The organism is Rhodococcus sp. BP-332, assembly GCF_019836065.1.
GTDB lineage: Bacteria > Actinomycetota > Actinomycetes > Mycobacteriales > Mycobacteriaceae > Rhodococcoides.
Map to the genome: position 1 here is coordinate 104370 of NZ_JABUEC010000004.1, position 26491 is coordinate 130860.

Annotated in this window: 31 protein-coding genes and 1 tRNA gene; 20 read left to right on the forward strand and 12 right to left on the reverse strand. The window is 68.3% G+C overall.

Going from position 1 to position 26491, the window contains the following annotated elements; genetic code table 11:
- The first annotated feature begins 59 nt into the window (after positions 1-59).
- On the forward strand, positions 60-1307 hold the full coding sequence (locus tag HQ314_RS15695) for a multidrug effflux MFS transporter (protein WP_222650567.1): 1248 nt from the start codon (positions 60-62) through the stop codon (positions 1305-1307).
- On the opposite strand, the gene HQ314_RS15700 is transcribed toward HQ314_RS15695, so the two are convergent.
- Together HQ314_RS15700 and HQ314_RS21780 are read right to left on the reverse strand one after the other, a co-directional pair.
- Positions 1291-2667, reverse strand: a complete 1377-nt coding sequence (locus tag HQ314_RS15700; RefSeq protein WP_222650568.1) for an ATP-binding protein — start codon at positions 2665-2667, stop codon at positions 1291-1293. The two genes, HQ314_RS15695 and HQ314_RS15700, sit on opposite strands and share 17 nt — an antisense overlap.
- Entirely contained in the window at positions 2664-3368 is a 705-nt protein-coding gene (locus tag HQ314_RS21780) for a response regulator transcription factor (RefSeq protein WP_027506592.1), read from the reverse strand. Before HQ314_RS21780 ends, HQ314_RS15700 begins: the two co-directional genes overlap by 4 nt.
- A gap of 158 nt (positions 3369-3526) precedes the next feature.
- Here HQ314_RS21780 and HQ314_RS15710 point away from each other — a divergent pair, with 158 nt between their 5' ends.
- From HQ314_RS15710 to HQ314_RS15745, 8 genes are all read left to right on the forward strand, one after another.
- Positions 3527-4207 (forward strand): hypothetical protein, encoded by a 681-nt coding sequence (locus HQ314_RS15710; protein WP_222650569.1) that lies wholly within the window; start codon positions 3527-3529, stop codon positions 4205-4207.
- A 534-nt stretch (positions 4208-4741) separates the two neighbouring features.
- Complete coding sequence (locus HQ314_RS15715; RefSeq protein ID WP_222650570.1) at positions 4742-5212, forward strand: MarR family winged helix-turn-helix transcriptional regulator; 471 nt, start codon at positions 4742-4744, stop codon at positions 5210-5212.
- On the forward strand, positions 5209-5586 hold the full coding sequence (locus tag HQ314_RS15720) for a DUF5313 family protein (RefSeq protein WP_204869587.1): 378 nt from the start codon (positions 5209-5211) through the stop codon (positions 5584-5586). The genes HQ314_RS15715 and HQ314_RS15720 overlap by 4 nt, the downstream gene beginning before the upstream one ends.
- Before the next feature lie 45 nt (positions 5587-5631).
- Positions 5632-5985 (forward strand): YidH family protein, encoded by a 354-nt coding sequence (locus HQ314_RS15725; protein ID WP_231476430.1) that lies wholly within the window; start codon positions 5632-5634, stop codon positions 5983-5985.
- Positions 5982-6281, forward strand: coding sequence for a DUF202 domain-containing protein (locus tag HQ314_RS15730; RefSeq protein ID WP_027506596.1), 300 nt, complete (start codon positions 5982-5984; stop codon positions 6279-6281). The genes HQ314_RS15725 and HQ314_RS15730 overlap by 4 nt, the downstream gene beginning before the upstream one ends.
- 67 nt (positions 6282-6348) lie before the next feature.
- Positions 6349-7038: a ZIP family metal transporter gene (locus HQ314_RS15735; RefSeq protein ID WP_222650571.1), complete on the forward strand. Its 690-nt coding sequence runs from the start codon at positions 6349-6351 to the stop codon at positions 7036-7038.
- 108 nt (positions 7039-7146) lie between these two features.
- Positions 7147-7317, forward strand: coding sequence for a CsbD family protein (locus HQ314_RS15740; protein WP_027506598.1), 171 nt, complete (start codon positions 7147-7149; stop codon positions 7315-7317).
- Between the two features lie 211 nt (positions 7318-7528).
- Positions 7529-7792: a lipopolysaccharide assembly protein LapA domain-containing protein gene (locus HQ314_RS15745; protein ID WP_056443214.1), complete on the forward strand. Its 264-nt coding sequence runs from the start codon at positions 7529-7531 to the stop codon at positions 7790-7792.
- 4 nt (positions 7793-7796) lie between these two features.
- On the opposite strand, the gene HQ314_RS15750 is transcribed toward HQ314_RS15745, so the two are convergent.
- The 3 genes from HQ314_RS15750 to HQ314_RS15760 all read right to left on the reverse strand — a co-directional run bounded on the left by HQ314_RS15750 (position 7797) and on the right by HQ314_RS15760 (position 12665).
- A complete protein-coding gene (locus tag HQ314_RS15750) occupies positions 7797-9992 on the reverse strand; it encodes an EAL domain-containing protein (RefSeq protein WP_222650572.1) in 2196 nt (731 codons plus the stop codon).
- 121 nt (positions 9993-10113) lie between these two features.
- Positions 10114-11529, reverse strand: coding sequence for an acyl-CoA desaturase (locus tag HQ314_RS15755; RefSeq protein ID WP_222650573.1), 1416 nt, complete (start codon positions 11527-11529; stop codon positions 10114-10116).
- A 38-nt stretch (positions 11530-11567) separates the two neighbouring features.
- Positions 11568-12665 carry a ferredoxin reductase gene (locus HQ314_RS15760; RefSeq protein WP_082544393.1) on the reverse strand — a complete coding sequence of 366 codons (1098 nt, stop codon included), beginning with the start codon at positions 12663-12665 and terminating at the stop codon, positions 11568-11570.
- 178 nt (positions 12666-12843) lie between these two features.
- Here HQ314_RS15760 and corA point away from each other — a divergent pair, with 178 nt between their 5' ends.
- Entirely contained in the window at positions 12844-13860 is a 1017-nt protein-coding gene (corA, locus tag HQ314_RS15765) for a magnesium/cobalt transporter CorA (protein ID WP_222650574.1), read from the forward strand.
- Between the two features lie 11 nt (positions 13861-13871).
- On the opposite strand, the gene HQ314_RS15770 is transcribed toward corA, so the two are convergent.
- Positions 13872-15014: an FAD-binding oxidoreductase gene (locus tag HQ314_RS15770; RefSeq protein ID WP_222650575.1), complete on the reverse strand. Its 1143-nt coding sequence runs from the start codon at positions 15012-15014 to the stop codon at positions 13872-13874.
- Between the two features lie 95 nt (positions 15015-15109).
- On the opposite strand from HQ314_RS15770, the gene HQ314_RS15775 reads away from it, so the two are divergent.
- Positions 15110-15634 carry a hypothetical protein gene (locus HQ314_RS15775; protein WP_222641252.1) on the forward strand — a complete coding sequence of 175 codons (525 nt, stop codon included), beginning with the start codon at positions 15110-15112 and terminating at the stop codon, positions 15632-15634.
- A 2-nt stretch (positions 15635-15636) separates the two neighbouring features.
- On the opposite strand, the gene HQ314_RS15780 is transcribed toward HQ314_RS15775, so the two are convergent.
- Genes HQ314_RS15780 through HQ314_RS15790 form a run of 3 tightly spaced genes read right to left on the reverse strand, consistent with a single transcriptional unit; the run spans position 15637 to position 18031 of the window.
- Positions 15637-16065 carry a very short patch repair endonuclease gene (locus tag HQ314_RS15780; RefSeq protein WP_027506605.1) on the reverse strand — a complete coding sequence of 143 codons (429 nt, stop codon included), beginning with the start codon at positions 16063-16065 and terminating at the stop codon, positions 15637-15639.
- Positions 16062-16871 (reverse strand): hypothetical protein, encoded by an 810-nt coding sequence (locus HQ314_RS15785; RefSeq protein ID WP_056443224.1) that lies wholly within the window; start codon positions 16869-16871, stop codon positions 16062-16064. Before HQ314_RS15785 ends, HQ314_RS15780 begins: the two co-directional genes overlap by 4 nt.
- Positions 16871-18031 carry a DNA cytosine methyltransferase gene (locus tag HQ314_RS15790; RefSeq protein ID WP_051613573.1) on the reverse strand — a complete coding sequence of 387 codons (1161 nt, stop codon included), beginning with the start codon at positions 18029-18031 and terminating at the stop codon, positions 16871-16873. Before HQ314_RS15790 ends, HQ314_RS15785 begins: the two co-directional genes overlap by 1 nt.
- Positions 18032-18344: 313 nt before the next feature.
- Between HQ314_RS15790 and HQ314_RS15795 the strand changes: the two genes are divergently transcribed.
- The gene (locus HQ314_RS15795) at positions 18345-18953 is read left to right on the forward strand and encodes a putative glycolipid-binding domain-containing protein (protein WP_285189678.1); all 609 of its coding nucleotides are present in this window, start codon (positions 18345-18347) and stop codon (positions 18951-18953) included.
- Positions 18954-18964: 11 nt separating this feature from the next.
- Here the strand turns inward: HQ314_RS15795 and HQ314_RS15800 are convergent, their stop codons facing one another.
- Positions 18965-19924 (reverse strand): prephenate dehydrogenase, encoded by a 960-nt coding sequence (locus tag HQ314_RS15800; RefSeq protein ID WP_222650576.1) that lies wholly within the window; start codon positions 19922-19924, stop codon positions 18965-18967.
- Positions 19925-20045: 121 nt separating this feature from the next.
- On the opposite strand from HQ314_RS15800, the gene HQ314_RS15805 reads away from it, so the two are divergent.
- The 6 genes from HQ314_RS15805 (at position 20046) to HQ314_RS15830 (ending at position 23389) form a co-directional block, all read left to right on the forward strand.
- Complete coding sequence (locus HQ314_RS15805) at positions 20046-20603, forward strand: tRNA adenosine deaminase-associated protein (RefSeq protein WP_027506608.1); 558 nt, start codon at positions 20046-20048, stop codon at positions 20601-20603.
- A 32-nt stretch (positions 20604-20635) separates the two neighbouring features.
- Positions 20636-21073: a nucleoside deaminase gene (locus HQ314_RS15810; protein WP_027506609.1), complete on the forward strand. Its 438-nt coding sequence runs from the start codon at positions 20636-20638 to the stop codon at positions 21071-21073.
- Between the two features lie 117 nt (positions 21074-21190).
- Positions 21191-21388 carry a CsbD family protein gene (locus tag HQ314_RS15815; protein WP_222633433.1) on the forward strand — a complete coding sequence of 66 codons (198 nt, stop codon included), beginning with the start codon at positions 21191-21193 and terminating at the stop codon, positions 21386-21388.
- A gap of 69 nt (positions 21389-21457) precedes the next feature.
- Positions 21458-21548: transfer RNA gene (locus tag HQ314_RS15820), tRNA-Ser, on the forward strand.
- A gap of 67 nt (positions 21549-21615) precedes the next feature.
- Positions 21616-22632 carry an aldo/keto reductase gene (locus HQ314_RS15825; RefSeq protein ID WP_261781758.1) on the forward strand — a complete coding sequence of 339 codons (1017 nt, stop codon included), beginning with the start codon at positions 21616-21618 and terminating at the stop codon, positions 22630-22632.
- A gap of 73 nt (positions 22633-22705) precedes the next feature.
- Complete coding sequence (locus HQ314_RS15830) at positions 22706-23389, forward strand: YceI family protein (protein WP_222650577.1); 684 nt, start codon at positions 22706-22708, stop codon at positions 23387-23389.
- Here HQ314_RS15830 and HQ314_RS15835 read toward each other — a convergent pair.
- Positions 23302-24285 (reverse strand): sterol desaturase family protein, encoded by a 984-nt coding sequence (locus HQ314_RS15835; protein ID WP_156380585.1) that lies wholly within the window; start codon positions 24283-24285, stop codon positions 23302-23304. The genes HQ314_RS15830 and HQ314_RS15835 overlap by 88 nt on opposite strands.
- A gap of 35 nt (positions 24286-24320) precedes the next feature.
- Positions 24321-25382 (reverse strand): fatty acid desaturase, encoded by a 1062-nt coding sequence (locus tag HQ314_RS15840; RefSeq protein ID WP_374197843.1) that lies wholly within the window; start codon positions 25380-25382, stop codon positions 24321-24323.
- A 351-nt stretch (positions 25383-25733) separates the two neighbouring features.
- Between HQ314_RS15840 and HQ314_RS15845 the strand changes: the two genes are divergently transcribed.
- Positions 25734-25871 (forward strand): hypothetical protein, encoded by a 138-nt coding sequence (locus HQ314_RS15845; RefSeq protein ID WP_155957101.1) that lies wholly within the window; start codon positions 25734-25736, stop codon positions 25869-25871.
- Between the two features lie 19 nt (positions 25872-25890).
- Complete coding sequence (locus HQ314_RS15850) at positions 25891-26472, forward strand: antibiotic biosynthesis monooxygenase (RefSeq protein ID WP_027506614.1); 582 nt, start codon at positions 25891-25893, stop codon at positions 26470-26472.
- Positions 26473-26491 lie beyond the last annotated feature (19 nt).

The window sequence follows — 26491 nt, forward strand, 5'->3', positions numbered from 1 at the left end:
GACTGACATTCTACTCATGTGAGTATGTATAAAGTTATATCCAATACGGAGGCCACCCGATGAGCGTCGACACTCGGTCCGGCGACACCGTCGACTCGACCGCCGCGCGGCCGGTGGCGTCCGGCGTGATCGCGATGCTGGCGCTCCTTGCCGCCGTCGCGCCCCTGTCCATCGACATGTATCTGCCGGCATTCCCCCGCATGGCCGAGGAGTTCGGTGTCAGCGCCACGGCGATCCAGCTGACCCTCACGACGTTTCTCGTCGGTCTCGCGATCGGCAACCTGGTGATCGGGCCGCTGTCCGACCGCTTCGGTCGACGCCCCTTGCTCCTCGTGGGCACTTTCGTGTCCATCATCGCGACCATCCTGTGCGCGTGGTCTCCGACGGTCGAGTGGCTCACCGTGTTCCGGTTCTTCCAGGGCTTCACCGGCGCCGCCGGCGTCGTTCTCTCCCGCGCCGTCATCAGTGACCGTGCACGCGGCGCGGCGGCCGCCAAACTGTTCAGCCTCCTCGTGCTCGTCAACGGAGTCGCTCCCGTCATCGCCCCGCTGCTCGGCGGTGCGGTCATCGGTCTGACAGGGTGGCGCGGCGTCTTCTGGGTGCTCGCCGGTGTGTCCGTCCTGATGTTCGTGGGTGTGCTCGCACTCCTGCCGGAGAGTCATCCCGCCGAGCTCCGCAGCACGGGCGGACTCTCCACCATGACCGCGGACGCACGGGAGGTGCTGTTCAACAAGCGATTCCTGGGCTATGCGGGCGCGTTCGCCTTCGGCTTCGGCGTCATGTTCGCCTACATCTCCGCATCGCCCTTCGTGCTGCAGGAGGTGCACGGGCTCTCGACCACGTGGTACTCCATCGCCTTCACGGCCAACGCACTCGGCATCGTCGTCACCAGTGGTGCCAACGCCAAGCTCGTCGACCGCGTCCGTCCGGAAGCGCTGTTGCGCATCGGTCTCGTCTCGATGGTCGCGTTCTCGGCACTGCTCGTCGTCGACGCGGTGGTCGGGCCCTACCTGTGGGCGACCCTGGTACTGCTGTGGTTCGCCGTCGCCAGCCTGGGTCTGGTGATCGCCAACGCGACGACTCTCGCACTGGGAGAGGCGCGCCGGGCCGCGGGCACGGGATCGGCCGTCATGGGCGCGGCCCAGTTCGGCCTCGCCGCGGTCATCTCGCCGCTGGTGGGACTCGGCGGCGAAGGCACCGCGGTGCCGATGGCCGTCACCATGCTCGTCAGCGCGATCATCGGCCTCGGCGGGGTGGTGCTCGGAACCCGTTCCCCCACAGAGCAGTCGGTCACCGAGGCACACTGAGGACGAAGGCGGTGCCGTCGTACACGACGTCGCCGCCGTGGGCCCGCGCGTAGGTTCGGGCGATGGTGAGGCCGAGTCCCGATCCCTCCGAGGTGCGAGCGCTGTCCAGCCGCACCATCCGGTCGAAGATCCGCTCGCGATCCTGAGCGCCGATGCCCGGTCCTTCGTCGGACACCCGGATCGTCGCGGTGGTACCGGCGTCGCGCACGTCGACGGTGACGACGCCGTCCGGCGGTCCGTGGCGCAACGCGTTGTCGGCGAGGTTGGCCAGGATTCGAGCGAGTCGTGCGGCGTCGACCGGCGCGACCACGCTCTCGCCGGTCACCACGACGGTCGAGTCCGGTGCGAGCAGCCGCGCCCGGTCGGCGTCGGCACGGGCCAGAGCGAGAAGGTCGTGGTCATGCCGATCCAACTCCACGTCGTCGTCGGTGCGCGCCGACATCAGCAGATCGTCGATCAGCCGGGATGCGCGGCGTGATTCACGAATCATCGACGCCAGCAGTCGTTCCCGCACGTCGCGCTCGGTGTCGACGCCGCCCCGCAGCAGCGTCTCGGCGGCGGCGGAGATCCCGGCGACCGGCGTTCTCAGATCGTGAGCAGCATCGTCGACGAACTGCCGTGTGCGATCGGCGGTGGCACGCTCGCGCGCCTCGGCTCCTTCGAGCTCGTCGAGCATCTCGTCGAATGCCGTTGCGGTCTCACCCAGCTCGGTGTCCGACCGGGTGGGAGCGAGTCGATCACCGCGATTACCCCGGGTGATCGAGCGGGCCAGTGCCGTCATGCTGCGCAACGGTCGGAGCGATGCGCCGACGACCACCGCCATGAGCAGTGCCGCCACCGCCGACGCGACGAGCACCAACGGAATCAGCACCACGAGCAGCTGCCGCTGCACCGCGTCGATCGAGGACGTGTCGACGGCGACCGTGAGAACCGATCCGTCGGTCAGGGTCGTCGTCGAGACCCGCGTCGGCCTCGTCTCCTCCGGGCCCGGTGGGGGTCCCGGCGGGGGACCGTCTCCCGGCGTCGTCGGGGGGCGTAGTGCGGGTGGCGGTGTCGTCGCTCGGAGCGCGAGGTCGCCGACGATACGGCCGTCCGTCGTCACCAGTTGCGCCGCCACGTTCTCTCCCTGTGTGGCGGAGACGATCTCGGTGGGATCGGCACCGTTGTCCAGCAGTTGCTGCGCGGTGGCGGTGCGGCCGGCGAGGCTGTCTCCCGCCGAGGCCTCGAGCTGGCGTTGCAGCAACACCGTCGTCGCCACGACGATGCCGACGAGCAGGACGAGCACCACCGACATCACCGACACCAGCAATCGCAGGCGCAGAGATCCGGTGCGGAGACCGCGACGGGGTGGGGTCGTCATGCCGTCGGACTCACGGTGTCGGCGGCCAACACGTAGCCGATGCCGCGCCGAGTGTGGAGGATGCGCGGGCCGAATTCCTCGAGCTTGCGACGCAGCGCGCTGATGTGGACCTCGACGAGGTTCTCGTCGTATGCGTCGTACCCCCACACCTGCGTCAGGATCTGGGTCTTGGACACCGTTCGCCCGCGCTGAGCGGCGAGGTAGGACAACAGCTTCCACTCCGTGGCCGTCAGGTTGAGGGCGTTGCCGCCCCGACTGGCGTCGCCCGATTCGGTGTCCACCGACACGTCTCCGCACTCGATCGAGGTGGCGACCGCGCCGTGTCGTCGGAGCACCGCGGTGACGCGGGCGAGGAGCTCCGCCATCGCGAACGGTTTCACCAGATAGTCGTCTGCACCGGCGGTGAGCCCGGTGACGCGGTCGGACACCGAGTCGCGCGCCGTGAGCATCAGCACCGCCGCGTCGCTGCTGCGGCGCGCGACCCGCAGGAGCTCGAGTCCGTCCCGGCCGGGAAGCATGATGTCCAGGACCACGAGGTGGGGTCGATGGTTCGCGAGCGCGGCCTCGAACGCGGAACCGTCCGCGTCGGACCGGACGTCGGCACCCAGGTCCGCGATCGCGGTGGACACTGACAGCCGCAACGTCTCGTTGTCCTCGATCACGAGGATTCTCGGGGTCGCTGCGGGTCGCCGTTCGGTCACGACACCACTATGCGGGTCCCGAGCTGAAGACTTGCTGAAGACGAGGCCCTGATCGCCGCGACTTCAGGCAGGCTTCAGGTCCACGATCGAGTGTCGACCTCACGAACGGCGCCGCCCGGTGCCGACGAGAGATGAGGACGACAATGTCGACAAGAGTCATGCGTGTCAGGACAGGCCGACTGATCGCCGGAGCAGTGCTCGCCGGTGGGCTGCTCCTCGGAGCGGTGGGAACCGCGTCCGCCGACGGCCCGGGCGAGGCGCCCCCGGTCTCCGAGAGCGCGGCGCCCGACGCCTCGGCGCCCGCACCCGACGCTGCGGCACCCGACGCCGGTGCGACGTGCGCGACGCCTCCGGCTCCGCCGGAGGATGCTCCCACTCCGCCTGAGGGTGCACCGACTCCGCCTGAGGGTGCACCGACTCCGCCCGAGGGTGCTCCGACTCCGCCTGCTGCGGGTGAGGATGCTCCCACTCCGCCCGAGGGTGCTCCGGCTGCCCCCGAGGGTGCTCCCACTCCGCCTGCTGCGGGTGAGGATGCTCCGACTCCGCCCGAGGGTGCACCGGCTGCCCCCGAGGGTGCTCCCACTCCGCCTGCTGCGGGTGAGGATGCTCCGACTCCTCCCGAGGGCGCCCCGACCCCGCCTGAGGGTGCACCGGCTGCCCCCAAGGGCGCGCCGGCTCCGCCTGCGCCCGGTTGCGGTCCTGACGGTGGCCCGGCGGGCCCCGGCCATGGTGGTCCGGCCGGTCACGGGCCTGCAGGTAAGGGTCCGGGCGCAGCGCCGGGCGCTCCGGCGCCCGAGGGTGCTCCCGCACCGGCCGAGTGCGAGGCCCCCACACCCTGATCGTCTCGCGTGGTGTCGGCACGCGTTGCCGGCACCACGCGCACGGGTTCCAGCGCCGTGCACCCCGTACAGCCGGCCGGAGCGGGTGTTCACCTGCAGGAAGGGGTGCACATCGCCCGGTGCCCAACCCGTTCGCCCGAATCGTGGACTTCTGCCATCGCTCTGCCGGGGGGCGTCCACGATCACCGCCGTCCTTCGACCCGCACGGGTTCCAGCGCCATGCACCCCGTCCAACCGGCCGCAGTGGATGTTCACCTGCAGGAAGGGGTGCACATCGCCGGTGCCCGGCACCACCAGCCCGAATCGTGGCCTCCCTCTCGGGGGCTGCGCGTCCGCGATCAGCGCCGCACCCGCACAGGCCCCAGCGCCGTGCACCCCGTTCAACCGGCCGGAGTGGATGTTCACCTGCAGTAAGGGGTGCACATCGCCTATCGCATCGCCCACAGCGCCGACCCCCCGACCGGCAGCACCCCGCCCTGCCAACCGTGAGCCATCGAACAGTACGTACTCTCACTATCAGTGTACGATGGACCCGTGACCACCGCCGACCCCCTCGCGCTCGACCGTCAGGTGTGTTTCGCCCTGGCCGTCACCAACCGCGCGGTGCTCTCGGTCTACCGGCCGATTCTCGAACCGCTCGGACTGACGCACCCGCAGTACCTCGTCATGCTCGCCCTCTGGGAGCGGGCACCGATGTCGGCGGGGGAGATCGCGTCGGCTCTGCAACTCGAACCCGCCTCGCTGACGCCGCTGCTCAAGCGGCTCGACGCCGACGGTCTGCTGACCCGGCGCCGGAGCGACACCGACGAGCGCAGGCTGGTGATCGACCTGACCGACGAGGGTCGAAAGTTGCGAGGTTCGGCGGAGTCCATACCGGGCACCGTCATCGAATCTCTGGGTGTCGACGTGAGCGTGCTCGAACAACTCCACGCGGTGCTCACCCGGATCAACACCGCGGCCATCGCGGCCGGTGCACTGTCGACCGAGCGGAGGAGCACACGATGAGCAGGACTCGCCCGGGGCCGCTGCAGTGGATCGGTTATTCGTTCGGCCGCACGTTGCCCCTGTCCATGCAGGCCTGGGTGCGTGAGGACCTGATCGGTGATCGTGCGGTTCCGCGTCATCTGCTGCGCAGCATGGTGCCGTTTCTCCCCATCTTCGCGGCGTTCCTGCTGTTCCCCGGTGAGTTGTGGCTGCGCGGCGCGATGATCCTGCTGGCGGTACTTCTCGCGCTGTTCTACGCCGCCGCGTACATGGAACCCAACCGTCGACGTCGTCTCAAAGCGCACGGGTTGTCGCCGGACCTGCAGAACCCGAAGAAGGTCGCGCGGGACGAGGCGGAACGCCGCGCCTACGAGCGCTGGCACCCCAACCGCTGACACCCGCTGTGGCCCTGCGGGCCGTCGCCGACGAGAGTGGGTGCCGTGCGACTGTGGCCGACCGGACTGCGCGACGGCAGTGACCCCGATCCGAGATTCACGCTCGCGAACGAGCGGACGTTCCTGGCGTGGATCAGGACGTCACTCGGCCTCGTGGCCACGGCCGCGGCACTCGAGGCGTTCGGTGGGGATCTGCTGCCTCCGTGGCTGAGAACCACCCTCGTGCTGGGGCTGCTCACTCTCGCGGCGGTGCTGGCCGTCGGGTCGTTCGTGCGCTGGATCCGTATCGAGACGGCCATGCGCCGGCGGGCGTCACTGCCCCTACCCGCTGCGGCGGCGCTGCTCGCGGGGGGTCTGGTGATCGCCGTGGTGGCGTTCGCGGTGGGGCTGTACCTGTGACGGAGGCACCGGGCCTGCAGGCCGAGCGCACCACGCTCGCTCGGGTGCGGACCGCACTGACCATGGCGGTCACGGCTCTGATCGTCGCTCGTGCGGTGCGAGATCATCCGCCGCTCGTCGCGATCGCGGTGCTGTGCGCTGCGCTTCCGATGGTGTCGGTCGTGTTCTCGACGAGGACCCATTCCCGACTCGTCGACGGCATGGACCGGGACGTGCTCCCCGGTGCCGCAGGCCGGCTCGTCGTCCTGCCCGTCGTCGTCGTCCTGCTGGCAGTGGTCACCGCGCTGGGTCTGTGAGAGCAGGTCGTCGGATGACTCGACGACGCGGACCGGGGTACTCCCCGCCGGTGACGAGACGATCGAGATGCTGACCGCCGCCCTGTACGGCATCGGCACGGCGCTTCCCCTGGTGATCGGTGCGGCGATCGGGCTGCGGTGGACACTGCCGAAGCGGGTGTTGGCCGGTCTCATGGCCTTCGGTGCCGGGACGATGATCGCCGCCGTGTCGTCGGAACTGTTCGAGCCGGCGTTCCGTCAGGCCGGCATCCTCGTCGCGGGCGCGGCGCTGTTCCTGGGCGCGGGTGTGTACGTCGTGGCCAGCCATCTGATCGAGAACAAGCTCGGGCCCGCAGCGATCGGGTGGGCACTGATGCTCGGCACGATCCTCGACGGAGTCCCGGAGAACACCGCGCTGGGTGTCTCCCTGACGTCCGGTGGCGGGCTGGTGCTGCTGGTGGCGGTCGCGGTGGGCAACGTTCCGGAGGCTGTCGGTGGTGCATCGTTGATGCGGGACCGACACGACTTCTCCGCGGCTCGGGCGATGACCCTGTGGACGGCCACGGCGGTCGTGCTCGTGGTGGTCACCGTACTGGGCCACAAGTTGTCCGACGCCGTCCCGGAGGTCGGCATCTCGACGGTCCAGGCGTTCGCGGGCGGTGCCACTCTCGCCGTGCTCGCGGACTCCCTGATGCCCGAGGCCTACAAGGACGGCGGATGGTGGGTGGGCATGTCCACCGCGCTCGGCTTTCTCGTGGCGTTCGCACTCGGCGGATAGCTGTGACCGGGATCACTCTGCATGGACGTGCGCTTTCCGCGCCGGGCCTCGACTCACCTTTCAGAACGCGATGGTCACCCGCCGTCGCTCCGAACGAAAGGGTTCATCATGGGAATCGTCGACAAGGCAAAGAACGCAGCAGAAGACGCCATCGGCAAGGCCAAGGAAGTTGTCGGTGACGCCACCAACAACAAGGACCTCGAGGCCGAGGGCAAGAAGGACCAGGGTTCCGCCGGCGTGAAGAAGGTCGGCGAGAACGTCAAGGACACCTTCAAGTAAGACTGCACCACTCCACACCCGGGCGGCGCCGGACCCTCAGCGGGTCCATCGCCGCCCGTGGTGTGTCCGGACACTGTCGGGTTCGACGCACACCTCGCTCGAACCGACCGAACGGACATGTTTCTTCCGCGGGTCCGCGGACCATCACTCCTTCGAGCATCCGCTCACTCGATCGCCGGCCAGGACCGGCGACATCGCGAAAGGCACCACCATGACCGACACCACCACCCACGCACACACCGGACGTCGCCGTGCCGGAGGCTTCGTCTCGAAGCTGTCTCTCCTGATCGCGCTGCTCCTCACGATCGCACTGGTGATCTTCATCCTGCAGAACACCGTGCACACGACCATCAACTTCATCGGGTGGAACTTCGATCTGGCACAGGGTGTCGCACTCCTCGGTGCCGCCGTCGTCGGTGCCGTCATCGCCTGGACAATCTCGGGCGCGGTCCGGGTCCGACGCGCCGTCAAGTAGCGCGTCACCGCGGCGATCGGACATCCTCTCGTAGGAGTTGTTCGATCGCCGCAGCGGGCATCGGGCGCGCCAGATGGAAGCCCTGTGCGAGGCGACCGCCGCATGCGCGATACGCCTCGGCCTGCTCGGCGGTCTCGATGCCTTCACCCACCACGTCCACTCCGAATGCAGTGCCCAACAACACGATCGCGGCCACGATGGCGTGTGGTCTCGCACCGGGTAGCGCGTTGACGTACGACCCGTCGATCTTGAGACAGTCGAAGATCGGATAACGGTCCAGATACGCGATGCTGCTGTGTCCGGTTCCCAGATCGTCGAGTGCGAACGACACCCCCATCGCGTGCAGCGCCTCGAGAGTGGTGGCCACGCGGGCGTTCTCCTTCACCCACACGGTCTCGGTGATCTCCAACCCGAGGCGCGTCGCCGGCAGGCCGGTCGCGTCGAGAGTGCGTCGGACCGACTGCACGAAGTCCGGATCGTTGAGCTGGTGGGCGCTCACGTTCACGCGTACCGAGACGTCCTCGGGCCAGCGCACCGCATCCGTGCACGCGGTCTGCAGTGCCCACAGGCCGAGGTGTCCGACCACGCCGGTGCGCTCCGCCACCGCGACGAACTCACGAGGCGAGACGCTGCCGAGTGTCGGATGATCCCAGCGAGCCAAGGCCTCGGCGGCGACGACGGCGCCCGTCACGAGGTCGACGATCGGCTGGTAGACGAGCCGCAGTTCGCCGTCCACGAGAGATCGTCGGAGATCTGCGGCGAGTCGGAACACGCGATCGGCCTCGTAGCGATCGCGCACGTCGTACACGTCCGTGGTCCCGGGAGCCGTGCCCTTGGCGCGGTACATGGCCAGATCCGCGCGGCGCACCATCTCCTGCGCGGAGGGCACATCGTCACCGGCCACGGCGATTCCGATGCTCGCACTGAACGGGATGGGCTGATCGCTCTGCGGATCGACGGTGGCCAGCGCTGTCGAGATGCGCACCGCCCGGCTCCGCGCGTCGGCCTCGTCCACCACGTGGTCGCACACGACGAGAAATTCGTCGCCGCCCAGCCTCGCCACCGTGTCGCCGACCGCCACCGTGCGCTCGAGCTTGCGCGCCAAGGTGATCAGCGCCGCGTCTCCACTCACGTGTCCGAGGCTGTCGTTGACGGTCTTGAAGTCGTCCAGGTCGGCCAGCAGGACCGCGACGGTGGTCTCGCTGTCCGCGGCGCGAGCCACGGCCTCGTCGATACGTCGGTACGCGAGCGCTCGATTGGCCAGACCGGTGAGCGGATCGTGGAGTGATCGGTACCGCAGTTCGTTCTCGAGCTCGATACGCCGGATCGCCGCGACCAGGATGTCCGTGGCCGTCCGCAGGAACGTCACGTCCCGATCCGTGTACTCCCGCGGAGCCGCGCTGTGCACGGCCAGCACCCCGGGCCGAGGCGTGGAGTCGAACGGGACGCAGACGGTGCTGAGCAGTCCGCGCGAGCGCATCGTCGTGGTGTCGAATCGCGACTCGGTCCGCGCGTCGGAACAGATGACCACCGTGCCGGAGGAGAGGGCGAGGCCCGGAGCCGAGCGGGTACCGGTTCCGAACACCTCGGGCCGCTCGCTCACCCCGCTGTAGGCGACGACGCGCAACGCGGTGCGGGTGTCGTCGAGGCGTGCGATCGACGCGCACTCCGTATCCATCAACGACGAGGCGGCGCTGGTCGTCGCGTCCAGAATGGTCGTCAGATCACCGTCGACCGCGAGCCGCCCCAACAGGCCGACAGCACTCTGCTCGCGAGCCCGGTGGGCGGCCGATTCCAGGACGTCGGTGAGGGCGCTCTCGTGACCGGTTCGCAGCCGTCGATCACGCATGATCGACGCGATCACCGGCTCGTCGCGCTCACCCGCGGGAACCAGGAACGTCGAGATGGAGACCGGTACGGGTTCTCCGGTGTCGAGCCGCCGGAGTTCGCCGACACCCTGCCAGTGGCCGGTGGTGTGCAGCGATCGTTCCACGTCGGGCGCAGCGAGCAGACCGACGTCGGAGAAGAAGTTCGCCGTGGTCAGGCGGAGCACGGCGTCGAGTGACGGTGCGCCGACGAGCGCGAGGCCCGCCGGGTTCAGGTGGAGGATGCGGCCGTCCCGTGCGGACAGGGACACCAGCTCGGGCGCGTTCTCGAACACACCCGTCAGAAGGGCGGGGTCCAGGCCGTCGAGCGTCACGAACGACCTCCGAAATGGGAAACGACCGGCGTCTCCGGCCCGATTCACTCGGGTATCCAGAGAACGCCGGTCGACACCACTCGTTCGTCAGATCAGTGCTGCCGTCACCGGCAGCGCGTCGTCACTCCCCGCGCGGAGGGAGCTTCGCCTCGACGCCGCCACCGTTGTGCTCGGGGCCCGAGTCGGGGTGACCTGCCGGCACGCGGTTGCGGAAACGAGCCGCCTCGCTGGGCTTCGACGAGGAACCCCCGACGCGCTCGCCGCGATACGGTCCGGGCTTCGGGGCCATCTTGCCGCCGGGGAAGGCGAGCCGAATGATGGTGCGCTGCACCGATCCCCACTGCTTCATCAAGGGGCCCGAGTTGTACGGAAGCTGGTAGCGCTCGCAGATGTCCTTGATCTTCGGCGCGACTTCCTTGTACCGGGTGCTGGGCATGTCCGGGTACAGGTGGTGCTCGACCTGGTAACTGAGGTTGCCACTCATCAGGTGGAACAGCGACGAGCCCTCGATGTTGGCCGCTCCGACGAGCTGGCGGACGTACCAGCCGCCGCGGGTCTCGTTCTCGGTCTCTTCCTTGCTGAACGTGTACGCCTGGTCCGGGAAGTGACCGCAGAAGATGATGCCGTGCGACCACAGGTTGCGGATGATGTTGGCGACGAAGTCCGCCGTCACCGTGGCGACGAAGGTGCGTTCGATGCCGGCACCGTGCTTGTCCAGAACCTTGGCCACGGAGTTGGTCGCCTTCGACGAGCTCAGCGAGCGCAACCGCGCACCCAGCTTCGACTTGCCGGCGCCCGAGACGCGTCCACCCGAGACGACCTGCACCGCGCCGTAGGCGAGCGCACTGACCGCGGGCCAGCCGATGTAGTCCTTGACGATCTGACGGCGCGCCTTGGTCCCGATACCGCGCAGATCAGTGAGCAGGTCCTTCATGGGCTTCTCGCCCTTGCGGATGGCCTCGATGTCGAGGTCGTGGAGCGCGACGCCCCACTCGAAGAAGGCCATCAGCAGCAGGTTGTAGAACGGCTGCGCGAGGTAGACGGGCGACCACGGCTGGTTCGGGTCGATCCGCATGATCTCGTAGCCGAGATCCTTGTCCTTGCCGCGGATGTTGGTGTACGTGTGGTGCACGTAGTTGTGCGAGTGCTTCCAGGCCTCGGCGGTGGACGCGGTGTCCCAGTCCCACACCGACGAGTGGATGTCCGGATCGTTCATCCAGTCCCACTGGCCGTGCATGACGTTGTGGCCGATCTCCATGTTCTCGAGAATCTTGGCCACACCCAGGCAGGCCGTTCCGGCCATCCAGGCGGTGCGGCTCTTGGAGCCGAAGAGGATCACGCGCCCCGCGACAGCGAGCTGGCGCTGCGCCGCGATGACCGTGGTGATGTAGTTGCGATCGCGCTCACCGAGGTCGGCGTAGACCTCGTCGTGAATGGCGTCGAATTCCTTGGCAAGCTGTTCGATGGTCTCTTCGCTGAGATGTGCGAGCGGACTCTCGATGGACACTTCGGTCTTTTTCCCGGTGTCGATGCTCATGACGAACCCTCCCTGTTACTGCATGTGAATCGGTCTCGTCAGAGATCGATTTCGATATCTCCCTCGGCGGTGTTCACGCAGATGCGTACCGCCTGCCCCGTAGGCTCGGAGACTTCCCCATTACGTAGATCTCTCAAACGTCCCTTCTTCAGGGTTCCGGTGCAGGTGTGGCAGATGCCGATCCTGCAACCGAACTTGAGATCCAGCCCCGCTTCCTCCCCGGCCGCGAGAATGGGTGTGCCTCCGTCGCATTCGACGTCGGTGTCGCTACGGATGAAGCGGACCGTGCCGCCCTCTCCTTCTTCGTCACCGCCACCGATGACGGGTTGGAAACTTTCGTAGTGGAATTTCTCCGGGTCACCCTCGGATTTCCAGTAGTCGCGCAGATCGTCCAACAGGTCGCCGGGACCGGAGCAGAATGCCTCGCGCTCACGCCAGTCGGGGCACAACTCGTCCAGATCGGTGGCTTTCATTCGACCTCGCTCCTCGGTCACCCGAAGGTCGAGACGCAGCGACGAGTGCTTGCGATCGAGGCGCTCGAGGGTCTCGGAGAACATCGTCTGGTCGCGACTGTGCACGGAGTGGATGACCACGACGTCGTGCATGGCGTCGAGGTGGTCGAGTTCGCGCAACATGCTCATGATCGGTGTGATGCCACTGCCCGCGCTGATGTAGAGCAGTTTGGCGGGCACGGGATCGGGGAGGGTGAAGACTCCCTCGATCTCGCTCAGTCGCACGATGTCGCCCGGCTTGATCCCTTGCACCAGGAACGGGGACACCGTGCCCTCGGGAACCAGCTTGGGGCTGACGGAGATCAGGCCGTGGTCGCCGTGCGGGTCGGAGGTGATCGAGTAGGCGCGCCAGTGATAGCGGCCGTCGATGACCACGCCCAGTCGGAGGTACTGGCCGGGCTGGTGCCCACCCCAGTCGTACCCGGGCCTGATGAACACCGACACCGCGTCGGTGCCTTCCCTCTCGACCCGGTCGACCTTCCCGCGGAGCTCCTGGGTGGTCCACAACGGATTGATCATCTCAAAGTAGTCGTCCGGCCTCAGCGGGTTCGACAGATGTTTGAATGCCTTGAGCATGGTTCGGCGGAGTACCGAAACCTGGGGTCGTGCGCCGCGTTCTGCCACAGGTCACACGCTATCGCCACGGCGCGGATCCGCGTCCGTAAACGGACGATTGTGGACAGAAACGAGTCCGTTTCGCTTCCGTCGTCGCGGTGGACGAAGATTCGTGTCCGAGGTTTGGATGCGAGCGTCCTGGTAGCCGCCCGACGGGCGGCGGACGTGCGACGACGAGGGGTGAACTGTGCCGATCGTGGACAACGCCGTGTACGTGCACGGGGCGCGTACCGACGAGCCGGAGAGTCTGGATCGCACGTACGAGCTCCTGCGGGCGTGCGGCGGCATGGCGTGGATCGGGCTGTATCGTCCCGACAAGGCCGAGATCGACTCGGTGGCAACCGAATTCGGGCTGCACCGATTGGCGGTCGAGGATGCCGTCCAAGCGCACCAGCGGCCCAAGCTCGAACGCTACGGCGATCAGTTGTTCGTCGTCCTGCACCCCGCGCGCTACATCGACGAGACCGAGAAGGTGGAGTTCGGCGAGCTCCACGTGTTCTGCGGTCCCGATTTCGTCGTCACCATCCGCCATGCCGAGTCACCCGACCTGGGCGTGGTCCGTAAACGGCTCGAAGGTGCGCCGAAGCTGCTCGAACTGGGAACCGAGGCCGTGCTGTACGCGATCCTCGACCAGGTGGTCGACGAGTACGAACCGGTCGTCGCCGGTCTGGAGAACGACATCGACGAGATCGACGACCAGCTGTTCACCGGCGACCCGGACGTCTCCCGTCGCATCTACGAGCTCTCCCGCGAGGTGATCGAGTTCCAGCGCGCGACCCACCCGCTGGTGTCGATGATCGAGGCCCTCGGCCGCGGCTCGGAGAAGTACAACGTGGACATCGAGCTGCGGCGCAACCTGCGCGACGTGCTCGACCACGCGATCCGCATCACCGAGCGCGTCGACTCGTTCCGCGCCAACCTGCAGAACGCCCTGTCGGTGCACACCACCCTGGTGGGTCAGCGGCAGAACGACGAGATGCGTGCGATGACCCAGGTGAGTCTGGAACAGAACGAGCAGGTCAAGCGGATCTCGTCCTGGGGCGCCATCCTCTTCGCGCCGACTCTCATCGCCGGCATCTACGGCATGAACTTCGAGCACATGCCGGAGCTGAGCTGGACGTTCGGCTATCCGGCGGCTGTCAGCGCGATGCTGGCCGCGTCGTGCGTGCTGTACATCGTGTTCCGGAGACAGAAGTGGCTCTAGCCCCGTGCGGCTCAGCGCAGCCGGCCCGGCGCCAGGTCCTCCGCGGTGACGCCCCGGTCGGTCACATCGGCCGGTAGCGCCTCGCCGCGGACCAGCGCCGCACCGACGCGCGCCAGTGCCGCGCACGTCTGGATGCCGTACCCACCCTGACCCGCGCACCAGAAGAAGCCCTCCACGCTCGGGTCGAACCCCACCACCGGTGTGCGATCGGCGACGAAAGAGCGCAGACCGGCCCACGACGACCGGACACGGCGGCTCGTCACCACGGTCGCCTCCGTGATCTCGTCCAGGGCGCGGGCGATCTCGAGATCGTCGGGCTTCGCGTCACCGGGCGGGCACGGTGTCTCGTCGGCAGGGGAACAGAGCAGACGGACAACCTCCGGCTTGATGTAGAACGACTCGTCCATGTCGCTGATCAGCGGGTGGTGGGTGTCGGCGATCTCGGGCGGCGCGTCCATCACGGCGATGGTGCGTCGTCGCGGCTGCAGGCCGATCCTCGGTACGCCTGCGAGGTCGGCCATGTCGTCCGCCCAGGCACCCGCCGCGTTCACCACCACCGTGGCGACGAGAGTGTCGCCGGTCGAGAGATCGACCCGCCACTGCTCGCCGACTCGGTCGATCGCGACGACCCGCGCCCCGGTGCGAACGGTGCATCCGCGTCGGCGTGCTCCGCGCAGGAAGCCCTGGTGCAGCGCGTCGACGTCCATGTCGAGTGCGCCCGGTTCGACGATGGCCGCCTCGACTGCCGCAGGCCGCAGGAGGGGCGCCCGGTCCACCGCCTCGGCGGTCTCGAGCAGGCGGGCATCGGGAGACAGCGTCCGCAGAGTCGTGAACATCTCCGCGAGAGCGTCGCCCCGGCCCGGACGTGCGAACTGCACGAAGGGGCGTGGAGTCATGACCGTTCCGCGCACCATGTCCGGCGGGTCCACGAGGAAGGCTCTGCTCGCCGTCGTCAGGCCACGGATGACGTGGTTGCCGTAGGTCTCGAGGAACATGGCGGCCGACCGTCCGGTCGAGTGCATCGCCAGGGTCGACTCCCCTTCGAGGAGACACACGGTCCGATCGGACGAGAGTTCCCAGGCGAGCGAGGCACCCGCGATTCCGCCGCCGATCACCAGTACGTCGAGGGCTCGAGAGGCGGCATCGGTGGTCATGGCGGTCGAGGGTAGGCGGCCCGTGTGGAAATCGGGCGCCAGGGGTACCCCGTCCCGCGCGCAACCGTGCGCGCACTCGAACATCGGGAGCCGTCATGAACACAGCTGTCTGGATCGTCATCGCGGTCGTGGTGGTGTTGCTGCTCGTCGCCGTCGGCGTCGCACTGTCGAAGAAGGCGAAGCAGAAGCGCGTCGAGCAGGCCGGTGAGATCCGGGAGCGGGCCGCCGAGCGCAGCGCGGAGGTGGAGCGGTCGGAGGCGCTGGCGCAGAAGTCGGAGGCCGACGCCCGTCGTGCGCAGGCCGAGGCGGACGCCGCGGCAGCGGAGGCCCGCATCGCGCAGCAGCGCGCGCAGGAGCACCAGGGCACTGCCGCTACCGGGCGTGACGAACTGGACCGTGAGTGGGAGCGGGCGAACAAGCTGGACCCGACCGTCCACGACGACGGCACCCCGCGTCGACAGGACGCGAACGCGGCACAGCAGAACCAGAATCCCGCAGACCGGAACGTCACGGACCGGAACGTCACGGACCGGAACGTCACGGACCGCACCACCGGTCTCGGACACGCCGATGCGCCTGTCGTCGGCCCGCACGACACTCCGGGACGCCACGAGCGCTGACGTCAGTCGCCGGGGCGCACTGCCTCGGTGACCCGCTCCGCTGCCACGGCTGGATCCTCGTGCTCCCAGATGCGCACGACGGTCCAGCCGGCCTCGTCCAGTCGACGATCCGTGTCGCGGTCCCGAGCGACGTTGGCAGCCAACTTGTCCGCCCACCACTGGGCGTTGTTGCGCGGGTGGGTGGCGTGCTCCGGGCAGCTGTGCCAGAAGCATCCGTCGACGTACACCGCGACTCGGCGACGCGGGAACACCACGTCGGCCCGTCGTCGCATGCCCTTCAGTGGGGCCTTGTCGACGAAGTACCGCAGTCCCGCTCGGTGCAGTTCCTTCCGCAAGGCCACCTCGGGCTTGGTGTCACGCCGCTTCTGTTTCTTGAACCGGGCACTGGTCGCGGCGTCCGTCGGCGGCGTCGCCCGAGCGTCGGGCGTCATTCGTCGTCGTCGATCTCGGACCAGCTGGGGGCGAACCTGTTGCGCCGCTCCACTTCCGAGTGCACCACCTCGACGAACTCCTCGAACGAGAGTGTGGTGCGGTCCGACGGACGGCCGTTGCGCGGCGGCGCGTCGTCGACGTCGAAGAAGCGCACCTCACCCCTGTACGGACCGTCCGGCTCGTAGAGACCGATGAACACCTTCTCGAACAGGTCGTAGCGCGTGTCCTCGGCCCCGAGGTCGACCCACGCTCGGCCCGGCATGCCGACGACGGGGCGCTTGCCGCGGCCCGACCGCTTGGACAGCGTCGTGACGTGGTGCGCGAACGAACTCTTGCCGATGTCGCTGCTCTTCGCGGGATCGCCGTCCTCGCACGTCGACCAGGGCTCGAACATCACGGCGACGAGCACGCTGTACGGCTGGCGCTGGTGCAGCACCATCGCCTCACCCCGCAGTTCGTGGTCGTTGCGCACGATGTTCTTGGTCCAGCGGCCGAGCCGACCGGACGTGGGGCTGTAGTCCTGGAAGCTGTAGGTCTTCACGGACACGCAGAGGATGAGGCCGAGCGTCGGATCGAGTGCCTTGACGTCGAGCCGCTTGCGTCCCTTCGCGACGTCCACCTGCGCTTCCTGGCCCAGGCCGTGCGCGTCGGGCGTGATGGACGGATACCGAGGCCTCAACGCATCGGCGACCACCTGCGCGAGGTTGTTGGACAGGCGCTGCGCGTAGTTCTTCTTCTCCCCGCGGTCGGCATCGGGCGCGGGACGGTCGCCGGCGAAGTCGAGTGCGAACGTCAACGGGAACATCAGGCCACGCGAACGGGTTCGGGGACGACGGGATCGTCGGTCATCCGGTGCAGGTGCGACTCGACCGTGTCGAGGAAGCCGGGGGCGAAGCGCAGCCGACCCGAGCGTGCGCGCTTGAGGAACCCGGCAGTGGCCCTGGCGGACAACAACTTCGACTCCTCCAGGAATCCGCTCAGATCCTCGTAGGGGTGCTGGACCGGCCAGGTGCTCGCGGGTACCCCGAACGCGCGACGGTCACGGCCCCACGCGGCCGACGGCCAGCTCTGGCCGGGTACGAGCTCGGTGTCGGACCCCTCGTCGTAGGGAGTGCGGGTGGCCAGCTGCTCACCGACCCACGTCGCCATGCGCACGCTCACGGCGTTGCCGACGAGCTTCCACCGGTGCCCGGCCCGGACACCCGGGGACTCGACGGCGGGGGCCGTCCACCCGGCGTCGAAACCCTGCAGCCGTTCGGCGTCCGAGATGCCCGGGGTGACCAGCTCGCCGGACGGGAGCCGGACGGCCGGGGGACTGGCGATGCCGAGAGTCGATCCGCCCTTGAGCGTGGGCACCGCGTTGATCGCCCAGCCCAGGCCGCGCACCCCCTCGGTCCAGTAGAAGCCGCACGGGAGGACGTCGGCGTCGCCGGCCTCGGGGATGCCCGCGTCGGGTCCGAAGAGCACCTCACGCGGGTCGTCCGTACGTGAGGCGAGCATGACGACGCGCTGACGCCGCTGGGGCAGGCCGAACGAGCGAGCGTCGACGACGCGATACGCCCACATGTAACCGAGATCCTCGAGCGCATGCGTGATGTGCCGCATCGCCGCGCCGCGGCCGAGCTGCAACATGAAGGGCACGTTCTCGATCAGCAGCCACCGGGGACCACGTTTGCGGGCGACGAGTCGGAAGACCTCGTCGACCAGACCCGATCGCGCGCCCGTGATGCCCGCCGTGCGACCGGCCTGTGAGAGGTCCTGGCACGGGAAACCGGCTGCGACCAGCTCTGTTCCGGCGGGGAGCGCCCGCAGCGTCGCGACGTCGGTGTGCAGCGGCACGTCGGGAAAGCGCGAGCGCAGCACCGCCCCCGCGCCGGCGTCGATCTCGCAGAGCTGAGTGGTGGACCATCCGCTGCGCGCCAGGCCCAGCTCCAGACCGCCGATGCCGGCGAACAGGCCGACCATGGCACCCTGGCTGGACACGCGTACCCCCGCTCACCGTCGTGTGCGACGGCGGCTCCGGACACCGACGTCGATCTCGAGTGAGGCTACTCGAGAACACCGACACGGCGTCCGACCGAGAGGGCGACACCGCTGTGAGCAGCGCCCGTAGACGGGGGCGTGGTGCGCCGACTCACGCCCACTGTCGACGAAAACCCTGCTCGTGACCGTTTCATCTCGCGAGAACGGGGCACTCGAACGTTGACGGGGACGCGGATTCACAGGCAATTCGCCCGGCTCCGGTACTTGTCGTGCTCGTGTGATCTACCGTGAACGCGTGACCACACCCACCGCCGATTCCCTGTCGTCCGCCGACGTGACGGGCTCGTCGTGGCCGGCCATCCTGACGTGGCGCGCGCACAGCGCCCCGCGTATGGAGTCGGTGCGCGTCCAGCTCAACGGCAAGCGGATCAAGGCCGCCGGCCGGATCATCGGCGGCGAGTGCGACGAACACCCGGCGTTCTCCGCGTCGTACGACCTGGTCACGGACGAATCGGGAGTGACCAAGCGGTTGTCCGTGCGCGCGGCCGTCGCCTCGGGGGAGAAGCAGGTCTCCATCAGTCGCGACTCCGAGGGCTACTGGCTCGTCGACGACGGGTCACCGACCCGCAGCTCGTTCGGCGGTGCGCTCGACGTCGAGCTGGTGTGGAGCCCCTTCTTCAACACGCTTGCCATCCGTCGTCTCGGCCTGCAGACGAACCCGTCCGATCATCAGGTGCCCGTCGTGTACGTCGGTCTGCCGGTCCTCACCGCCCGCGCGGAGACACTCTCCTACAGCCGCGGTCCGCACGAGTTCGAGGTGGTCTCGCCCGTCGGGACGTCGGCCGTGAGCGTCGACTCGGACGGGTTCGTCGCCGACTACCGGGGACTCGCCGAGCGCATCTGACGGGCCGACCGTCACGCCCGCCGGGGCAGCCGCTGGACCACACCGCCGCGGCGACCGGCGTCGACGAGGTCGCCCTGCCAGGCGGGCGAGCCGACGACGACGTCGGTGATCTCCCACCACTGCAACTGCTCGTCGTAGCGCGACCGCGCCGCATGGCCCGCGGACACCAGTGTCTCGGTCGACGCGTCGGCGACGAGAGCGTCCCTGGCGCTGTGCAACGCGGCGAGCGCCTCGTCGAGCGCGTCGACCAGGGCGGGCGCGTTGGCATCACACATCGCGCTGACCAGGGCTGGAGCTGTTCCTGCCACACGGGTGCCGTCGCGGAACGAGCCGGCTGCCAGCCGCAACGTGAGCTCCCCGCCCTGCGCGCCCACCGCGGCGAGTGCTTCCGCCAGCAGATGCGGGAGATGGGACACGCGGGCGACGGCGCGATCGTGGTCGTCGGCTCGGGCCGGGACGACGACGGATCCGGAGGACAGTGCGAGATCGGCGACCGCGAGCCAGGCGTCGGGATCGGTGCCGTCGTCCACGGTGACGACCCAGACCGCGTTGCGGAAGAGATCGACGTCGGCCGCGAGCCACCCCGAGGCGGATGTGCCGGCCATGGGATGTCCGCCGACGAACCGAGCGCCGAGTCCGGCACGTGCGACCGCGGCCGCCATCTCCGCCTTCACACTGACGACGTCCGTGAGCACGCAGTGCGGCGCGTGCGCGGCCACCGATTCCAGGACGGTGTCGACCGCCGGCATGGGCACCGCGACGACGACGAGAGCGTCCTCCTCGGCGGCACGCTGGAGGGCGGAGGCGATGTCCGCCGTGACGTCATACCCGTCGGCGCGAGCGGCGTCCACGGCACCGGTCGATCGGTTCCAACCCCATGCCGGGCGACCCGAGTCGACCACGGCGCGCAGTAACGAGCCGCCGATGAGGCCGAGGCCCAGGACGCAGACGGGACGGTCGGGTGTGTTCACCGGGGGAAGATTTCCACATCGGCACCGTCCGCCGGGTGCACGACACCGAAATCTCCCGCTGTTTCACCTGAACAGGGAGGTCTGCACGCCGGGGCGACGGTGTGGGACTACGGTTGCGCGCATGGCTGCACAGCGCGGAGGCAGTACCTCGTCCCAGGGTCGAGGTGACAACCGCTCCGACGACTACGACGATCTCGAGGGGTTCGCCATCGCGGTCGTCCGCGAGGAGGGCACGTGGACGTGCCGGCCGTTGTCCGCGGACGCCCTGACGAGTCTCAGTGCCGCCGAGACCGAGCTTCGTGAACTCCGCAGTGCCGGTGCGGTGTTCGGGCTCCTCGATGTCGACGACGAGTTCTTCGTCGTGCTGCGTCCGGCACCGTCGGGCACGCGGGTCCTGCTGTCGGACGCTACCGCGGCGATCGACTACGACATCGCGGCCGACGTCCTGGACCGACTGAACGTCGATGTGCCCGATCTGGATCCGGACGAGCTCGACGACGTCGAGCCGTGGGACGAGGGCGATCTGGATCTGCTGAGCGACATGGGTCTTCCCGAGCCGGTCCTCGGCGTCATCCTGGCCGAGTCCGACCTCTACCCCGACGAGCAGCTCGGCATGATTGCCGCGCGACTGGGATTCGCCGCGGAGTTCGCCGCGGTGCTCGACAAGCTGCCTCGCTGACCGTGGTGCCTCTCCACCTGCGTGACGTCTGGATGCGTCGCGCTCTGGAGGTCGCCCGCACCACGCCGGCGGGCGACGTTCCCGTGGGTGCCGTCGTCGTGAACGCCGACGGTGACGAGATCGCGTCCGCGGTCAACGAACGCGAACGCCGCGGGGACCCGACCGCCCACGCGGAGGTGCTCGCGCTCCGCGCCGCCGCCGAACGGCACGGGGACGGCTGGCGACTCACCGGATGCACTCTCGTCGTCACGCTGGAGCCCTGCACGATGTGTGCGGGCGCGGCGGTGCTCTCGCGAGTCGACGGGCTGCTGTTCGGGGCCTGGGAACCGAAGACGGGCGCCGTCGGCTCGCTGTGGGACGTGGTGCGGGATCGGCGTCTGACGCATCGACCGGAGGTGGTCGGCGGCGTCCTCGAGAGCGACGCGGCCGGTCTGGTTCGGGACTTCTTTCGAACCGCGAACGACGTTTGACGCGATCCGTCGACGGGGTATTACTGCCCGGTAGGACACCAGGCGCGACGTTGCGTCGCCCGCCCCGCCGAAACGGAGGGGTGGATGACATGTTCTTCCGCTTCGAAGGAGCACCACATGGGTCTCGACGACAAGATCGGCAACAAGGCAGAAGACCTCAAGGGCAAGGGCAAGGAAGCTGCGGGCGATGCCACCGGCGACCAGGACCTGAAGGCCGAAGGCCAGGGCGATCAGACTTCCGCCGCGTTCAAGGACGGCGCGGAGAAGGTCAAGGATGCAGCGTCCAACATCAAGGACAAGCTCACCGGCCACTGAGCCACCCGCATTGTGACTCCTGACGTCGCGATTTCGGATCCGCGCCACCCATCCGGTAACGTATCCGCCGGTGGCGTGTCCGAGCGGCCTAAGGAGCACGCCTCGAAAGCGTGTGACGGGTAACCCCCGTCCGAGGGTTCAAATCCCTCCGCCACCGCCATGAGCCCCCCACCTGCCTCGGCAGCTGGGGGGCTTTGTCGTTCACCAACTTCGGGTACACCGACGAGATGAGAAACATGAACGCGATGGAGAACCGCACCCTGGGACGCACCGACCGGCAGGTGTCGTGCGTCGGACTCGGCACCTGGCAGTTGGGAGCCGACTGGGGCGACGTGTCCGAGGAGGACGCCGTGGCGGTGCTCGACGCCGCCGTGGACAGCGGCATCACCTTCTTCGACACGGCCGACGTGTACGGCGACGGGCGCAGTGAGCGGGTGATCGGCGGATTCCTGGCCGATCGCGGCCTGCGGGACACCGTCACCGTGGCGACCAAGATGGGTCGACGCGTCGACCAGGTGCCGGAGAACTACACGCTCGCGAACTTCCGCACGTGGGTGGACCGGTCGCGCGGCAACCTCGGTGTCGACACCCTGGAACTGGTGCAGCTGCACTGCCCGCCCTCTGCCGTGTACGGCGACGACCAGGTGTTCGATGCCCTCGACACCCTCGTCGAGGAGCAGGCGATCGCGCACTACGGCGTCAGCGTGGAGACGGTCGCGGAGGCGCTCGAGGCGATCCGCCGACCGAACGTGGCCACCGTGCAGATCATCGTCAACGCCTTCCGGCTCAAGCCCGTCGACGAGGTGCTGTCCGTCGCCGCCGATGCCGGAGTCGGCATCATCGCGCGGGTGCCGCTGGCATCGGGCCTGCTCTCGGGGAAGTACGACGAGTCGACGACGTTCCCCGAGAACGATCACCGCAACTTCAACCGCAACGGTGAGGCCTTCGACGTCGGCGAGACGTTCTCGGGCGTTCCGTTCGACACGGGCCTTGCGGCGGCTCGTGACTTCTCCGCCCTGGTCGCGGACGCGGCTCCGGAGGGTACGACGCCCGCCGCCGCCGCCATCGCGTGGTTGTGGCAGCACCCGCAGATCTCGACGGTCATCCCGGGAGCCCGCAACGTGGACCAGGCTCGTGCCAACGCCGAGGCGGGGCGCGTCGCGCTTCTCGGCGCCGAGTTCGATGCCGGCGTGCAGAGCATCTACGACCGCTACCTCCGGGACGTCGTTCACTCGACGTGGTGACGGAAGCTTTTCACAGGGGATTCCCAGGCCGCAGCGGTGGCCGCACGTTGAAGCGACAACTAAAGTTCGTCCCATGAAGAAGAAATGGTGGATCGCCGGAGCCGTGGTCGTCGTCCTGGCGATCGTGGCGCTCGTCGTCGGACCGCGCATCTACTTGTCGATCGAGAGCAGCGATCCGGCGGCGTCGGTGTCCACCTCCGGTGCCGAGGCGGCGACGGGCGATCTGGACGGTGAGTGGACCGTCACGCCCGGTGACGCAGCGAACCCGACGTCGGCCGGGTACACCGTCGCCGAGGTGCTCAACGGCACCGACGTCACGGTCGTCGGCACCACGCCGGACGTCTCGGGAAGCGCCACGATCGCGAACCAGCAGCTCACCGCCGGTGAGATCGTGGTGCGCACCGAGACCATCACCACCGACAGCGATCGGCGCGACAACCAGTTCCGCGGCAACATCTTCGATGTCGCGAACAACCCCACCGCCACGTTCACGGTGACGTCGCCGGTGGACCTGTCCACCGTGCCCACCGACGGCACCACGGCGACCGTCACCCTCGACGGCACGCTGACCCTCAAGGGCCAGACGCGCGACGTGAGCGTCGAGACGCAGGTGCTCCGGTCGGGCGAGACCATCGTCGCCTCGGGCAACATTCCCGCGACGTGGACCGACTACGGCATCGAGCCGCCGTCGCTGGGCTTCGTGACCGTGGATCCGACCGGGTCCGTCGATTTCCTGGTGACGCTCGGGAAGGCCTGACCCTCGGGCGTCCAGCCGGGTGGTCCGAAGACGTAGCCGAGTTTTTGACGCAGAGTCGCCGCCGTCCGCACGTCCCGTGCGATGGCGGCGTACTCGTGTGTCTGGAGCTTCAGGATGTCGAACGTCTGCACCGGAGTCGTCAGCCCGTAGTGCGGTCGGAACGTCTCGTCGGCGTAGGTCCCGAACAGGCGGTCCCACACGATGAGGATGCCGGCGTAGTTCTTGTCCAGGTACTCCTTGTCGCGGCCGTGATGCACGCGGTGGTGCGACGGCGTGTTGAAGACGAACTCGAACCAGCGCGGCATCCGGTCGATGCGCTCGGTGTGCACCCAGAACTGGTAGACCAGGTTGATCGCGAACCCGGTGAACACCATCCAGGGCGGGACGCCGAGCAGGGGCAGCGGCAACCACATCAGGATCTCGCCGCTGTTGTTCCACTTCTGCCGTAGTGCGGTGCTGAAATTGAAGTACTCGCTCGAGTGGTGCGCCTGATGCGTGGCCCACACGATGCGCGTGCGGTGCGCGATGCGGTGATACCAGTAGAAGAGGACGTCGACGCCGAGCAGCAGGATCACCCACGTGTACCACTGGTCCGAGGGCAGCTGCCACGGTGCGACATACGCGAAGATCAGCGAATAGCCCAGCAGCGCCAGGGTTTTCCATGCGGTGGTGGTGGCGATGGACACCAGCCCCATCGCGATGCTGGCCCGGGCGTCGGCGCGGAGGTAGCTTCCACGGGCCGGTCGGCCGGGTTCGTCCTCGGTCTCGTCGCCGTGGCTCTCGAGGACGATCGCTGCGGTCCACTCGAGCGCGAGCAGAACGAGGAATGCCGGCACCGCGAGGGCGACCGGGTCGCGGAGCGCGGTCGGCAGACTGTTCCAGAGATCGGCGATCACCCGCCGCAGTCTACGTGACCGCGGTCACACCGAGTTCAGGCGCGGTACTCGCGTACCAGCGGGCAGTCGAAGGGGTTGCGCTTCGACAGTCCCACCTGGTTGAGGTAGCGGACGACGATGCCGTAGGACTTCACGAGCGACGTCTCGGTGTAGGTCACCCCGTGCTTGGCGCAGTGCTCGCGCACCATGGGCCGCACCTTCTTGAGGTTCGGCCGCGGCATGCTGGGGAACAGGTGATGCTCGATCTGATAGTTGAGGCCGCCCATCATGAAGTCGGTGACGGGGCCGCCGTCGACGTTGCGCGACATGAGGACCTGGCGGCGGAGGAAGTCGATCTTCGCATTGGCCGGAACCAGCGGCATCCCCTTGTGGTTGGGCGCGAACGAGCCGCCCAGCAGAACGCCGAAGACGGCGAGGTGCACGAGGATGAAGCCGACCGCGAGCCCCGCCGGCATCGCGAGGAACGGCAGTGCGAACCCGATGGTGAGCCTCAGCGCGATGAGCGACAGCTCCAGCTTGCGGTGCTTGATCTCCTTGGAGCCGATCAGCGTGCGCACGCTGGCGACGTGGAGTGCGGCGCCTTCGAGGGTGAGCAGCGGGAAGAAGAGCCAGCCCTGGCGGCGGGTGAACGCGCCGTAGAAGCCGGTGCGCTGCGCGACGTACTCGGGGACGAAGGCGATGGGCCCGTTCCCGATGTCGGGATCCTTGCCGATCTGGTTCGGCGCGTTGTGGTGCTTGCTGTGCTTGCCCTGCCACCAGTGCAGCGAGAGTCCTGCGAAGGTGCCGGACAGGATGCGGGCCGTCCACTCGTTCCACTTCGCCGAGTCGAACATCTGGCGGTGGGCGCCGTCGTGACCGAGGAAGCCGAACTGCGTGCTCACGACGGCGAGGGCGACGGCGAGCGCGAGCTGCCACCACGAGTCGCCCAGGAGGAACGCACCGACCCAGACGGCGACGAAGGCCGCCACGGTGCCGATGATGCGGGACCAGTAGAAACCGCGGCGGCGGGACATCAGCCCCGAGGCGCGCACGGCGACGGACAGCTCGGTGTACGAACTGACGAATCGATCTCTGGGGCGTTCGGCGGTGACGGACACTGGTGCCTCTGTTCTGTGGACGGTCTGGCCACGGTGGCTGTCGGTCGTTCTGGCAGTCGATGCAGTGGTGAGAACCGCGGAGAGGGCGGGAAGTGCTCAGGTCACGCCTCTGTCACAAGTGTGACACAGGCAGGGCACGGCGTCGACAGTCCGAGAGTGTCGGTCGTCTTCTCTCAGTGCATCCACAGACGACGGTCGACGTGGCCGGGCGTGGTCGTACCGCGCCAGGTCGGCGCCGTGGCGTAGTGTTCGGATCACGAGCACGCCGCGGTTCTCACCGGCGCCTCGTTCTCCCCCTCGTGACGGACGACTCGTTCTCCTCACCACCGAACTACTGATGAAGGGGTTTCCATGGAACCCGAACTGATCTTTCTCGCACCCGTCACCGCCGACGCGGAGCCCGTCGAGGCTCCCGCGACGTCCGCTGCCAGGGACGTCGTCAACGCGGCGCCGCCCGTCTACACCCAGCTGTTCTCCGAGAAGAACTGACTCCTCTCGATCGCCTGACATGACTGAACCCCGGGACGACCGGTCCACGTCCACGAGTACCGCGGTCACGACCTCGGTGGCGCGGCGCATCACGCCCGGCCGTGAGCAGGACTTCGTGGCCTGGACCGATGCCGGAATCAGTGTGCTGCGCACGTTCGACGGGTTCCTGGGCGGCGGGTGGCTGCGCTCCTCGACCGATCCGTACGAGTACTACGTGCTCTACCGATTCGATTCGGACGCTCATCTGCAGGAGTGGCTCTCGTCGCCCTTCCGGCGTGCCTGGGTCGCGCGTGGTGTGGGTGTGGCGGACGACCATGTGACGCATCGCCTCACCGGGGTCGAAGGGTGGTTCGAGCCACAGTCGACGCTCACCGACGCGGTCCGCGTCGTGGGCGCTCCGCCGCCTCGGTGGAAGCAGGCCATCGTCATCTGGTCGGCGTTCTTCCCCCTGTCTCTTCTGCTCAACACCCTTGTCTCCGAGTACCTCTCGCTGGGTCTTGTACTCCGGACCCTGCTCGTCACCCTCGTGAGCACACCCCTCATGGTGTACGTCCTGCTGCCGTTCATCACCGCCCGTGTGAAGCGCTGGCTCACTCCCTGACGGTTCGAAACACCGCGCG